Annotated in this window: 10 protein-coding genes and 1 tRNA gene; all 11 read right to left on the minus strand. The window is 66.3% G+C overall.

The genetic code is table 11. From position 1 onward, the window contains the following. Positions 1–63: 63 nt before the first annotated feature. Positions 64–1,083, minus strand: a complete 1,020-nt coding sequence (fcl, locus tag NX780_RS14505) for a GDP-L-fucose synthase (protein WP_370663614.1) — start codon at positions 1,081–1,083, stop codon at positions 64–66. Positions 1,084–1,085: 2 nt separating this feature from the next. Further along, positions 1,086–2,201 (minus strand): GDP-mannose 4,6-dehydratase, encoded by a 1,116-nt coding sequence (gene gmd / locus NX780_RS14510; protein ID WP_258828582.1) that lies wholly within the window; start codon positions 2,199–2,201, stop codon positions 1,086–1,088. A gap of 277 nt (positions 2,202–2,478) precedes the next feature. Further along, the gene (locus NX780_RS14515; RefSeq protein WP_258828583.1) at positions 2,479–3,861 is read right to left on the minus strand and encodes an undecaprenyl-phosphate glucose phosphotransferase; all 1,383 of its coding nucleotides are present in this window, start codon (positions 3,859–3,861) and stop codon (positions 2,479–2,481) included. Between the two features lie 26 nt (positions 3,862–3,887). Continuing rightward, positions 3,888–5,111, minus strand: a complete 1,224-nt coding sequence (gene epsL, locus NX780_RS14520) for an XrtB/PEP-CTERM-associated polysaccharide biosynthesis outer membrane protein EpsL (protein WP_258828584.1) — start codon at positions 5,109–5,111, stop codon at positions 3,888–3,890. Positions 5,112–5,143: 32 nt separating this feature from the next. After that, on the minus strand, positions 5,144–5,869 hold the full coding sequence (locus tag NX780_RS14525; RefSeq protein ID WP_258828585.1) for a CAAX prenyl protease-related protein: 726 nt from the start codon (positions 5,867–5,869) through the stop codon (positions 5,144–5,146). A gap of 49 nt (positions 5,870–5,918) precedes the next feature. Next, positions 5,919–7,850, minus strand: a complete 1,932-nt coding sequence (locus NX780_RS14530; protein WP_258828586.1) for an ATP-binding cassette domain-containing protein — start codon at positions 7,848–7,850, stop codon at positions 5,919–5,921. Positions 7,851–8,064: 214 nt separating this feature from the next. Beyond that, complete coding sequence (locus tag NX780_RS14535; RefSeq protein WP_258828587.1) at positions 8,065–10,278, minus strand: hybrid sensor histidine kinase/response regulator; 2,214 nt, start codon at positions 10,276–10,278, stop codon at positions 8,065–8,067. 127 nt (positions 10,279–10,405) lie between these two features. After that, positions 10,406–10,480, minus strand: a tRNA-Arg gene (locus NX780_RS14540). A gap of 104 nt (positions 10,481–10,584) precedes the next feature. Further along, a complete protein-coding gene (locus tag NX780_RS14545; RefSeq protein ID WP_258828588.1) occupies positions 10,585–11,109 on the minus strand; it encodes a MarR family winged helix-turn-helix transcriptional regulator in 525 nt (174 codons plus the stop codon). 7 nt (positions 11,110–11,116) lie between these two features. Then, positions 11,117–12,757 (minus strand): AMP-binding protein, encoded by a 1,641-nt coding sequence (locus NX780_RS14550; protein ID WP_258828589.1) that lies wholly within the window; start codon positions 12,755–12,757, stop codon positions 11,117–11,119. A gap of 62 nt (positions 12,758–12,819) precedes the next feature. Beyond that, the gene (locus NX780_RS14555) at positions 12,820–13,470 is read right to left on the minus strand and encodes a response regulator (RefSeq protein ID WP_258828590.1); all 651 of its coding nucleotides are present in this window, start codon (positions 13,468–13,470) and stop codon (positions 12,820–12,822) included. Between the last annotated feature and the right edge of the window lie 12 nt (positions 13,471–13,482).

Below are 13,482 nucleotides of genomic sequence, written 5' to 3' on the forward strand. Positions count from 1 at the left end.
TGTTCGTCAACTAACGCTCTGCTGTTCTACGGCGCTGCTGCCTGCCGCAGGCAGCAGCGCACGTCACGCCGCCACCGCGGCCGGCTCCCGTTCGGCTTCCCTGCTTTGCACGGCGTGCTGTTCCAGGAAGGCTTCGTAGGCGCGACGCAGGCCGTCGGCCAGCGGCGTGCTGGCGCGCCAGCCGAGGGCGGCCAGCTTGGACACGTCCAGCAGCTTCCTCGGCGTGCCGTCCGGCTTGCTTGCATCGAAGACGATGCGCCCGCGGTAGCCGACGGTCTCTCCCACCAGGCTGGCCAGTTCGGCGATGGTGACGTCCTCGCCGGTGCCGACATTGATATGCGAATGCATCGGGTCGGTGTTCGCGGCGTACACCTCCACCGGCAGGTTCATCACGTAGACGCTGGCCGCGGCCATGTCGTCGACATAGAGGAATTCGCGCATGGGCTTGCCGCTGCCCCAGATCACCACTTCCGGCGCCCCGCCCGCTTTCGCCTCATGGAAGCGGCGCAGCAGGGCCGGGATCACGTGGCTGTTCTCGGGGTGGTAGTTGTCGCCGGGACCGTAGAGGTTGGTCGGCATGACGCTGCGGTAGTCGGTGCCGTACTGGCGGTTGTAGCTCTCGCACAGCTTGATGCCGGCGATCTTGGCCATGGCATAGGGTTCATTGGTCGGCTCGAGGATGCCGTTCATCAGGTATTCCTCGCGGATCGGCTGGGCCGCCAGGCGCGGGTAGATGCAGGAGGAACCGAGGAAGAGCAGCTTCTGCACGCCGGCGCGCCAGGCTTCATGGACGACATTGGCCTGCACCATCATGTTGTCGTAGATAAACTCCGCCGGATAAGTGTTGTTGGCGTGGATGCCGCCCACCTTGGCCGCGGCGAGATACACCTGGTCGATGCGCTCGGTGCGGAAGAATTCGCGCACCTGGGACTGGTCGGTGAGTTCCAGTTCCTGGTGGGTCCGGGTGACGATATTGGTGTGACCCTGGGCGCGCAGCACGCGCACGATGGCGGAACCGACCAGGCCGCGGTGGCCGGCGACGTAGATGCGCGGCTCGTTCTGCTTCTGCTGAATGTTCAACACGATTACTCCAGTGAAAGTGCAACGTTGTAGCCATGCGATGCCAGCAGCTTGTGGCGGCGCGCCGTGTCGAGGTCGTGCGCCACCATCTCCTGCACCATCGCTTCGAAAGAGGTTGTGGGCTCCCAGCCGAGGCGCTCGCGCGCACGGCTCGGGTCGCCCAGCAGCGTCTCGACCTCGGTCGGACGGAAATACTGCGGATCGACGGCAACGATGGGCTGGCCGACGACCACGCCCGGCGCCCTGTCGCCATGGATGCTCGCGACCAGGCCGCGCTCGTCGACGCCCTGCCCTTGCCAGGTGATCTCGATGCCGAGCTCGTTCGCCGCGATCTCCACGAAACGCCGCACCGAATACTGGCGGCCGGTGGCGATGACGAAGTCCTCGGGCTTGTCCTGCTGCAGCATCAGCCACTGCATGTGCACGTAGTCGCGCGCATGCCCCCAGTCGCGCAGCGCGTCCAGGTTGCCAAGAAACAGCTGGTGCTCCAGGCCCTGCGAGATATTCGCCAGCGCGCGGGTGATCTTGCGGGTGACGAAGGTCTCGCCGCGGCGCGGGGATTCGTGGTTGAACAGGATGCCGTTGCAGGCATACATGCCATAGGCCTCGCGGTAGTTCACCGTGATCCAGTAGGCGTAGAGCTTGGCCACCGCATAGGGACTGCGCGGATAGAAAGGCGTGCTCTCGCGCTGCGGGGTTTCCTGCACCAGGCCGTAGAGCTCGGAGGTCGAGGCCTGGTAGAAGCGGGTCTTCTTTTCGAGGCCGAGGAAGCGGATCGCCTCCAGCAGGCGCAGGGTGCCGATCGCATCGACGTCGGCCGTGTATTCGGGAGATTCGAAGGACACCGCCACATGGCTCATGGCGCCCAGGTTGTAGACCTCGTCCGGCTGGACCTGCTGCAGGATGCGGGTCAGGTTCGAGGTATCGGTGAGGTCGCCGTAATGCAGGATGAAGCGCGGATTGTCGGCGTGCGGGTCCTGGTAGATGTGATCGATGCGGCCGGTGTTGAACAGCGAGGCGCGGCGCTTGATGCCGTGTACCTCGTAGCCTTTGTCGAGCAGCAGCTCCGCCAGGTAGGAGCCGTCCTGGCCCGTGACACCGGTGATCAACGCTTTTTTCATGTTCTTGTTCCCGTGCAGAACCAGACCAAGCCGGCCCCGGCAAGTTGCAAACTCATCAACGATTCTACGCAGCTGGCATGGTCATGCAAGCAAGTATGCAATCGTGCGTGTGGCGTTTAAGTCAAGCCTAAGCGATTTATTTCCAAAGCGAATTTAAAGTGTTTTCACCAGTAAATGTCGACAGTTTGTCGACAATTGATGACTTTTCTCAAAACCCGACCATACCCGGATTCTGTATTCGATGTCGCCAGCGGTCGTCGGTTCAGTAGGGTATTGCTTAGTGCGCGTTCTCGCGCGTCAGTACAACCTTCACCGTCTTGATGATGATCCACAGGTCCAGCCACAGCGACCAGTTGCGCAGGTAGTCGAGGTCGTGCTGGATGCGCGCTTCCATCTTGTCGAGCGTCGCCGTCTCGCCCCGCAAGCCGTTGACCTGGGCCCAGCCGGTGATGCCCGGGCGCACCTTGTGGCGCAGCATGTAGCCCTTGATCAGCTTGCGGTACAGTTCGTTGTGCGCGACGGCGTGCGGGCGCGGGCCGACCAGGCTCATGCGTCCCTGCAGCACGTTGATGAACTGGGGCAGCTCGTCGAGCGAGGTACGGCGCAGGAAGCCGCCGATCTTCGTTACCCGCTGGTCGTTCTTCTGGGCCTGCACCACGCTCGCGCCATCCTCGGTCACCGTCATCGAGCGGAATTTATAGACGTAGATCTCTTCGCCATACAGGCCGTAGCGGCGCTGGCGGAAGATGATGGGGCCGGGCGAACTGAGCTTGACGGCGATGGCGATCACCAGCATCAGCGGCGAGATCAGCAGCAGGATGATGCTGCCGATCAGGATGTCGCTGCCGCGCTTGATCACGCTGTTGAAGCCCATGAAGGGAGTTTCGCTGATGGCGATCACCGGCATGCCGCCCACGGTATCGAAGCGCGCCTGCATCAGATCGAAGACGTAGACGTCGGGGAGGAAATAGACCGAGGCCGTGGTGTCCTTCAGCTCGTCGATCAGCTTGCGGATGCGCGGCTGGGCCGAGATCGGCTGGCTGATGAAGATCATCTTGATATTGTGCTGGCGCACGTACTGGCAGACGTCGGCCATCCCGCCCAGCACCGGGTGCTTCATGTTCGCGGGCCGGCGCTCGTCGTTGCGGTCTTCGAAGAAGCCTTCCACCTCCATGAAGAGGTTGGGATGGCGCTCGCACACGCCGGCGAACTTGATGCCGACATCGTTGCAGCCGACCACCACGATCGAGCGCACCTCGCGCGAACGGTCGCGGCTGCCTGTCGCCTTGCGCACCGCCAGGTGGCTGGCCAGGATGGTGAGCGGGGTGGCGATGAACCAGGCCAGCAGCACCCGCTCGTCATAAAAGTATTTCAGGCCGCTGGCCGAACCCAGGAAATAGAGCACGGCCATGGTCAGGCACCAGCCGAACACCGTGTCGCGCGCATAGGCCAGCATGCGGCCGCTGCGCCAGGTGCGGTAGGGGTCGACGTGCTGGTAGATGGCCGAGGAGATGAAGAATGCCAGGATCATCAGCACCAGCGAGTAGCCCGAGAAGGGCTCGCCGTAGTACAGCGTGGCCAGGTACAGGGTCCCCATGATGATCAGGGGGTCGAGCACGCGCTGGAAGAAGGAGATGATCGGGATATCGTTGACCGTCATGTGGACCTTCGTGATTGCTGCGGTGCTCAGAACAGCACGTTCGCGTTCACCATGACGGTGTTGGCGTCGAATTTACCCAGGCCCAGGTTCTGCGATCCGCTCCGGGACTGGTGCTGCCAGCCGGCCGAGACCGCGATCTTGCGCTTGGCCTGCCAGGTGGCGCGCAGGCTGGCGGTGCGCAGGGAGTCGCTCAGCTCTCCCCTGCCGCTGAAGGCTTCGCGCGGGTTGTAGGCGCGCTGCTCGTAGGCGGCATTGCCCTCGACCTTGACCTTGCCGGTGGCCTGCCAGGTGGCGCCTACGCTGGCGCCGCGGTTCAGCGTATAGCTGACGATGGTGCTCTCGATCGGGGCGAATTCGCGCCAGAGCGAGGCGTTGTAGCTGATCTTGCCTTTCGGCGTGTAGGTGGCGTTCAGGCGGCCGTTGAAGCCGCTGGTCTTGCCTTCCCCGAAGGACAGCTGTTCGCGCCGCACATAGCCGGCCAGGGCCTGCAGGGTCGTCGAGCCGCTCGCATACCAGTTGACGCGGACCTTGAGCTCGTCCTGGGTGAAGTCGTCGACCAGCACGCCGGTGGCGGCGGGACGGCGGAAGGGATAGACACCCTTGACCCGGCGCGCCACCAGGCCGACGGAGCTGCCGGAGCGAGGCGTGTAGAGCAGCTCGGCCTCGCTCGCCCGCTCGGTACGGTTGTTCCAGCGCTGGCGCAGCAGTTCGTACTCGTAGCGGTCGCGCGTGAAGCCGGTGCGGATCTTCCAGCTCGGATGCATCTTGTAGCCGGCGTCGATCCACTGGCGGCGCTGCTCGCGCACATTGCGCTCGTCGCTGAAGAAGTCGGTGTAGGGGGCCAGGGTACGGTTGTAGAGCGCCCCCACCTGCCCTTCGAACTTGTTGCCGACTTCCCAGAACCAGGTGCCCTGCAGGTCACGGCCGTCGTAGTCGAGCTGCTGGAAGTGGTCGAAGTTCACCTTGGAGGCCTTGGCGACCACGGCCACGCGCTGGCGGCTGATGCGCTTGTTGTAGACGACACCGGCCTCAGCCTGGCGCCAGCGGTCGCTCTTCTTGCCGCCGAAGGCGGGCCGGTTGTCCGGCACGCGCAGCAGGTTGTCGTCGTAGCCCCAGCCGATGCCGCCGTAGAGGCGCAGGCCTTCTTCGGGTTCGGCGGCGCTGGCCGCGCCGGGCAGGAGGAACAATGCGCCGACCAGTGCCGGCAGCAGGGCCAGCGGGACGCGGGTATGTGGGCGTGAATGCATCATGTTTTTCATCTTCTTCGATGTCGCTGAGGGGATCACCAGAACTGCCAGCTGCCGGTCGCGACGACCCAGGCGCCAAGCATGCCGTTGGTGACAGCGTGGGCGAGCACGGCCGACCACAAGTTGCGGTGGCGCATATAAACGAGTGCATAGGCGACACCGGCAACGATGCCGGCCAGCCACAGGTTGTGCTCGAAACCGAACAGGACACTGGAAATCAGGAAACCCTTGATGCCGACCCGGGCAGGTTCGAGGGCCTCGAAGTCGGCTGCATCGGCCCAGCGCATCACGAAGGAGCGCCAGAACAGCTCTTCCATGACGGGCACGACCAGCGCGGCCCCGAGGATGCGGATGACGACCAGCGGCCAGTTCATGGCGCCGTCGCTGGTGGGGTCATAGCCGGGACTGGATCCGACCGTCATCCAGGGCGCGTCGAGATTGATCCAGAGCACCAGTACGAGGACGCCGACGGCAACTGCGGTGAACAATTGCGCGGGCTTGGGAAGGGGGACGTGGAGTTCGTGGTAGCGGCGCCAGAACACGGCCAGCAGCACGGCCACGATGCCCACCTGCACCGGATAGAGCCAGCGCAGCTCGGCGCGGGCGAAGCCGGCCCGCTCGAGCAGGTCGCCGAGGACGATGAAGAAGATGTAGGCGGCGAAAGGCAGTATCCGCGCCCAGGCGGCGCGGCTGAACAAAGGTGCGTCGACCGATAACGCAGGGCTTGCTGGAGCGGTACGGGATTCGTTGTGCTCGGTCATGTCCTCTGGTCGCAGGCGCCTGGCCTGCCGCTTATTGATTTACATTTCGCTACTCGCCCCTGGCGCGGGCTTCGATGCGCTCCCAGCGATCCAGGGCGTCGAGCAGCAGGTCATCGATCTCGGCGTGACGCTCGCTCAGGCGCCGCGCATCGCCGGGATTCTGCTTGTAGAAGTCCGCCGAGTTCAGCTGGGCTGTGATGGCGGACTGCTCATCCTCGAGAGTGGCGATCAGCTGGGGAAGTTCCTCCAGCTCTCGCTGCTCCTTGTAGCTCAACTTTACCTTTTTGCCAGACGTACTCTGTGCGGTAGATGACATTTCGCTGTTTTTGGCCGGGGCCGGGGTGGCCGCCGCAACTGCCGGCGCCTTCGGCGCAGGGGCGCGCTCGGTGGCTTTCACCCTCTCCCAGTCGCTGTATCCACCGACGTATTCACGCCACAGACCGTTGCCTTCAGACACGATCACCTGTGTCACGACGTTGTCGAGGAAGGTGCGGTCGTGGCTGACGAGGAAGACGGTGCCCGTGTATTCCTCGAGCAATTCTTCCAGCAATTCCAGGGTCTCGATGTCGAGGTCGTTGGTCGGTTCGTCCAGCACCAGGCAGTTGGCCGGCTTGGCGAACAGGCGCGCCAACAGCAGGCGGTTGCGCTCGCCACCGGAGAGCGACTTCACCGGTGAACGCGCACGTTCCGGCGCGAACAGGAAGTCGTTGAGGTAGGTCATCACATGCTTCTTCTGGCCATTGATCTCGACCCAGTCGCTGCCCGGAGAGATCGTGTCGGCCAGGCTCGCCTCTTCGTTGAGCTGGGCGCGCATCTGGTCGAAATAGGCCACGTTCAGCTTGGTGCCGAGCTTGACGCTGCCGCTGTCGGCGGTCTCGTCGCCCAGGATGATCTTGAGCAAGGTCGTCTTGCCGGCGCCGTTGGGGCCGATCAGGCCCACCTTGTCGCCGCGCAAAATGGTGCCGGTGAAGTTGCTCACGATGACCTTCTCACCGTAGGCCTTCGAGATGTTTTCCATATCGGCCACGATCTTGCCCGAACGCTCGCCAGACGCGACCTCGAGCCTGACCGTGCCCTGCTGCTCGCGGCGGGCGGCGCGCTGCAGGCGCAGCGCTTCCAGGCGACGCACGCGGCCTTCGTCGCGGGTCCGGCGCGCCTGCACACCCTTGCGGATCCACACTTCTTCCTGGGCCAGGAATTTGTCGAACTTGGCGTTCTCGACTTCCTCGTTGGCGAGCAGCTCGCGCTTGCGCTCCTGGTAGGTCGAGAAATTGCCCGGGAAGGAAAGCAGGCGGCCGCGATCGAGTTCGATGATGCGGGTGGCGACGTTGTCGAGGAAGCTGCGATCGTGGGTGATGAAGAGCACCGAGCCGCGGTATTCGCGCAGCAGGCCTTCCAGCCACTTGATCGAGGTAAAGTCCAGGTGGTTGGTCGGTTCGTCCAGCAGCAGCACGTCGGGGCCGGACACCAGGGCCACGGCCAGCGCCACGCGCTTTTGCATCCCGCCCGACAGGGTGCCCATCTTCGCCTCCCGGTTCAGCCCGAGGCGGTCGAGGGTCGTGTCGACCTTGTGCGCCAGGTTCCAGCCGTCGAGCGCGTCGAGCTTGAGCTGCAGCTCGTGCATGCGCTCCATCAGGGCCTCGTCGTTGTCGCCGCCGAACTGGCCGGTAATGGCTTCGTACTCGGCCAGCATGGCCTGCTGGTCGCCCATGCCCGCGGCCACCGCGTCGAACACGGTCGCCTCCGGATCGAAGACCGGCTCCTGCTCGACATAGGCGATCTTGATGCCCTGCTGCATCACCAGCAGGCCGTCGTCGAGTTTCGAACGGCCCGAAATGATCTTCAGCAGCGAGGACTTGCCGGTGCCGTTGCGGCCGATCAGGCCGACACGTTCGCCGGTCTCGAGGGAAAAGTCAGCGTGGTCGAGCAGCGCGACGTGGCCGAAGGCCAGCTGCGCGGAAGTAAGGGAGATGACAGCCATGATCCGTGAACCTTGCGGCGCCAGGGCGCCGGTGAGAAATTAAGAGAAGCGTGCATTGTACCGGCTGGCCGTTGTAGGGTGGACGGGGGAATTTAGTCCAGTGGACTAAATTCCCGTCCGCGCGTTCAACTCGCTGATGAACTGACGCGCCGCGACAAATCACCGTGTGGTTGAACGCGCGGACGGCGAAGCCGGCTAGGCGCCCCCGTCCACCCTACGAGGCTAACCAATTCGCCAGCGCACCGGCATCGACGGGCTTGACGAAATGCGCATCGAACCCCGCCTCCGCACTCGCGCGCAGGTCATGCGGCTGCCCATAGCCCGTCATCGCCGCCAGCCGCACTCCTTCCAGCCCCGGAATGCGGCGCAGGCGCTGGGCCAGCTCCTTGCCGTCCATGCCGGGCAGGCCGATGTCGAGCAGGCAGACCTGGGGTTGTTCGAGGCGGGCGCGTTCGAGGGCCGCTTCCGCGCCGAACTCGACGCTGACCTGGTAGCCGAGCAGCTCCAGCAGCATGGCCGCCAGCTCGGCCGCGTCGACGTTGTCGTCCACCACCAGCACCCGCAGCGCATGGCCGGTGACGCGCAAGGCCGCGGTGCCATCCGGCGCATCCTGGCCGGGCAAGGACAGCAGGGGCAAGCTCACCGTGAAGGTGCTGCCCCGCCCTTCCCCTTCGCTGGCCGCACTCACCGATCCGCCGTGCAGCTGCACCAGGCTGCGCACCAGCGCCAGGCCGACGCCCAGGCCACCCTGCGAACGGTCCGGACTACGCTTGCCCTGGTGGAAGAGCTCGAAGGCGCTGGCAACCAGTTCCGGCGCCATGCCGATGCCGTTGTCACGCACCGACACCACGGCGCGGCCGTCCTGGATGCCGGCCTCGAGCACGATGTGGCCGTGCGCCGGCGTGTATTTCGCCGCATTGCCGAGGATATTCGACAGCACCTGGACCAGGCGCTTGCGGTCGCCCGCCACGAAGGCGTCGCCAAGCGCGGCGCGCAGCTCGAGCCGGTGGCCGCGGCCCTCGACCAGGGAACGTACCTGCTCGACGGCGTCGTCGATCACGCCTGATAGCTGCACCCTGTCCTTGTCCAGCGTCACCATGCCGCGCGTGACGCGCGAGACGTCCATCAGGTCGTCGATCAGGCCGGTCATGTGGGTGGCCTGGCGCGAGATCACCTTGCCGACCTGCTGCACCCGCTCCGGCACGCCCGTGGTAAGGGTCAGCAGCGAGGCCGCGGTGACGATCGGCGCCAGCGGATTGCGCAGCTCGTGGGCCAGCATGGCCAGGAACTCGTCCTTGCGGCGGTCGGCCTGCTGCAGCGCCTGCTGGGTCAGCTTCTGTTCGTGGATGTCGGTACAGGTGCCCATCCAGCGCACGATGGCCCCGCTGTCGTCGCGCACCGGCAGCGCGCGCCCGAGCACCCAGCGGTAGTGGCCGGAGCGGTGGCGCAGGCGGTACTCGATCTCGTAGGTCTTGCCGGTGCGCAGCGACTCGCGCCACTTTTCCCAGGCCAGCTCCCGGTCGTCGGGGTGGAAGAGATCGTTCCAGCCTGCGCCGTCCGTCGAACCATAGGGCACGCCGGTAAAGCTGTACCACTGGTCGTTGTAGTAGTCGTGGAAGCCGTCCGGCCGGGTCGACCAGACCGCCTGTGGCATGGCGTTGGCGATCTCGCGAAAGCGCAGTTCGGCTTCCATGCGCGCGGTCACGTCGAGCGCCACGCCGGACAGCCAGGACGGCTGGCCGTCCTGGCCGAACGCCACCTTGCCGCGCGCTTCCACATGGCGGCAGATGCCGTCGCGGCCGCGGACACGGTAGGCGTCGCTGAAGGGCTCGCCGCTGGCCAGTGCGCGCTCGATGCGTGCCTGCACCCGGGGCAAGTCATCCGGATGGATGGCCGCGAGGTAGGTCTCCACCGGAGCGTCGGCGCCCACGGCGTCGGCAACGCCGTACAGCGCGCGCAGGTTGGCGTCGGCGTGCAGGCGGTTCGCGCGCACGTCCCAGTCCCAGGTCGCCACGCCGGCCGCATCCAGGGCGGTCGCCAGCCGCCCGTGGGCCGGGCTGGAGTCGACCGCGAAACTCAGGCCGCCCACTTCGCCGTCGAGGCGGCGCAACGGCGTGCCGCTGACCGCCGGCGAGAACGGCAGGTCGCGCAGGCGCACGGGATGGCCTGCCAGCGCCTCGCGCAGCACTGGCGCCAGGGCCAGTGCCGCCTCCGGCCAGACCATGGCGACCGGATGCGCCAGGGCCGCCGGATGCAGTGCGCCCAGCAGGGGCAGGCAGGCATCGTTGTAGAACAGCAGTCCTGCTTCGCCCCAGAGGATGAAGAGCGGGTTTTCCGTGTCGAGCATGCGGCGCACCGCGTATTGCAGCGCCGGCTCCCAGGTGGCGGGGTCGCCACAGGACATGCCGGCCCAGTCATGGGCAGCCATCAGGGATTCGACGGCATCAGGCCGTTCAGCTACGGGGAAGAACATGGAAACGGACGCTGGTGCGCCGGAGAGCGAATCCGGCAGTATAGCCGAGCCTCAGGCAAACACCGGGACGGGAGACGGGAAGTGGTGTCGCCAGCAGGAATCGAACCTGCATCTAAGTCTTAGGAGGACCTTGTACTATCCATTGTACTATGGCGACGTGCGCGTATGCGACACTTCTGGACAGGCGCGTCGGCGCATGTCGGCAGCCCCATATTGTACCAGCCGTCTTGCCAAATCAGAACAGTGACGCGTGTATTCGCGTCAACGCCCGTCGTCGATACGCAGGCGCCCCTTCATGGACGTCAGTATGCCGATCAGCGCCGACTTGTCCTCGGCCGGGATATCGGCCAGTATTTCGTCGATCCAGCGCTCGTGCACGGCCGCCATGTCGGCGAAGGCCGTGCGGCCCGCCGGGGTCAGGCGCACCGCCCAGGCGCGCCGGTCGCTGGGATCGGGCACCCGCTGCACCAGCTTCTCGCGCTCGAGCTGGTCGGTGATGCCGGTGACGTTGCCGCCGGTGACCATCATGCGTTTCGACAGCTCGCCCATGCGCATGCCTTCCGGGTGGCGCTCGAGCTGGGCCATCAGGTCGAAGCGCGGCAGGGTGATGCCGAAGGTTGCGCGCAGGCGGGTGCGGATCTCGTTCTCGATGCGCACGGTGCACGAGAGCATGCGCAACCACAGCTTGAGCGACTGGTGGTGTTCCAGCGTCAGGCGGCTGGCCAGGTCCAGCCCGGGCGCTTCCAAAGGCTCTTTCGCTTCGTCCTGCCCTTCCGCATCCTTCATATGATCCTCAGCCCTCGTTCATGCGCAATTTAAACCGTTGCAGTTTACCGGTTTCGGTGCGCGGGAGCTGTTCGCGAAAGCGCACCACGCGCGGGTATTTATACGGCGCGATCCGGGCCTTGACGAATTCCTGCAGCGCCAGCGCGGTATCGCTTGAAGCCGCATGGCCGGGCTTGAGCACGACATGGGCCTCGACCACCTGGCCGCGTTCCGGATCCGCCCGCCCCACCACCCCGCATTCGGCCACGGCAGGATGGTGCAGCAGGGCTTCCTCGACCTCGGCGCCTGCGATGTTGTAGCCGGCCGAGATGATCATGTCGTCCAGCCGCGAGCGGTAGTGGAAATAGCCGTCCTCGTCCATCTCGTAGGCGTCGCCGGTGATGTTCCAGCCGTTGACGACGTAGTCGCGCTGGCGCGGATCGTCCAGGTAGCGGCAGCCGGTCGGCCCCTTCACCGCCAGGCGCCCGATCACGCCCGGCCCGGCCGGCAGGCCGTGGGCGTCGAGGATGCAGGCGACATAGCCCGGCACCGGCTTGCCGGTGGCGCCGGGCCGCACGTCCGCGCCGGCGGCGGAGATGAAGATGTGCAGCATCTCGGTGGCGCCGATCCCGTCGATCATCTCCAGGCCGCTCGCCTCCTTCCACGCCGCACGCGTGGCCACCGGCAGGGCCTCGCCCGCCGACACCGACCGCGTGAGGCTGGACAGGTCGAAGCGATCGGCCAGCTGGGCCATCTGCCGGTAGAAGGTGGGCGCGGTGAAGCAGACCGTGGCGCGCTGCTCCTCGATCGCTTTGAGAAGGGTTTCGGGCGTCAGCTTTTCGATGAGGACCGCGCTCGCTCCCACGCGCAGCGGGAACAGGAGCAGCCCGCCCAGGCCGAAGGTGAAGGCCAGCGGCGGCGTGCCGATGAAGACGTCGTCGATGCGCGAACGCAGGGTGTGGCGCGGGAAGCAGTCGCAGATCGCCAGCAGGTCGCGGTGGAAGTGCATGGTACCCTTCGGCACGCCGGTGGTGCCGGAGGTGAAGCTGATCAGGCAGACGTCGTCGGCCGCGGTGTCGGGCGCGGCGAAAGGCGCATCGTGGGCCGCCATGCGCGCTTCCAGCCCAGCGGGCGAATCGGGGTCGTCGAAGAGCAGGAGCGGCAGCCCGGGACGCGCCATCGCATCGACTTCGGCGCGCAGCGAGGCCGCCGACAAGACCGCGTCGACCCTGGCGCGCTCGGCGATGGTGTCCAGCTCGCGCGCGCGCAGCAGCGGCATGGTCGGCACCGCGATGCAGCCGGCCTTGATGACGGCCAGGATGCAGGCCGCCATCATCGGGCAGTTGGCGCCGCGCAGCAGCACCCGGTTGCCGGTGGCGAGCCTGAGGTCGTGGCGCAGCACGTGGGCGATGCGGTCGACCCGGGCGGAGAGCTCGGCATAGCTGAGGCGCTCGCGCGCCCCGATCAGTGCGGTGCGGCCGTTCCAGCCGCGGACAAGGGCCACCTGGAACAGCTCGGCCACCGCGTTCAGGCGCTGCGGGTACTGCAGCTCGGGAGAATCGAAGCGCAGTTCCGGCCATTCCTCGACGGGCGGCAGCATCGCGCGTGCGAAGCCGTCGGCATAGCCGGAAGGCGCGAGCGGGAGGTCGTTGACGGCGGCGTCGGTCATATCGGGGTCCCTGTTGAGGTTAAGACAACGGCCGCAGATACTTTAAATCTAAAGCAACTCAGTCAGCAAGCAGAATCGGCGCCGGCCTTGCGCGCGAGCGCATCCTGGCGGTCCACCGCAGCCAGGGCCTGCGCGATGGCGTCGGGGTCGCCGGCTGTGCGCAGGCGCGCCGCGGCATCGAGCAGGCCCAGGGTGGCGCAACCTTCCGCCAGGCGCGTCGCACCCGGCCCGCCGCCCTGTTGCGCCTCTTCGAGCTGGCGCCGCAGGCCGGCCAGGTAGACCAGCAGGCGCTCGAGCGTGATGCCCAGGCGCCCGGCCACCGCCTGCGGGTCTTCGCCGGGCTCGCCGGCCGGCAGCAGCCTGCCAAGCTCGGCGCGCACCGCATCGATGCGGAAGGGCTTGGCGATATAGCCGTCGGCGCCGAGGCGCCCGGCCTGTTCCAGGGTCTCGGCATCCGAGGCGGCCGAGACCAGCACGAAGGGAATGGACGCCGTGGCGGCGTCGGCGCGCAGCCGCGCCAGCAGGCCCAGGCCGTCGAGGTGGGGCATGCGCAGGTCGCAGAACACGACCCCGGGCCGCAGTCCCCCGGCCAGCAGGCGCCAGGCGTGCTCGCCGTCTTCCGCCTCCAGGATTTCCGCGCGCACGCAGCCGTCAACCTGATGCATCAGCATCATGCGCGAGACCACGTCGTCGTCCACCACCAGGACCTTCATGCCGCCACCATC

It is taken from the genome of Massilia agri, assembly GCF_024753255.1.
Lineage (GTDB): Bacteria > Pseudomonadota > Gammaproteobacteria > Burkholderiales > Burkholderiaceae_D > Telluria > Telluria agri.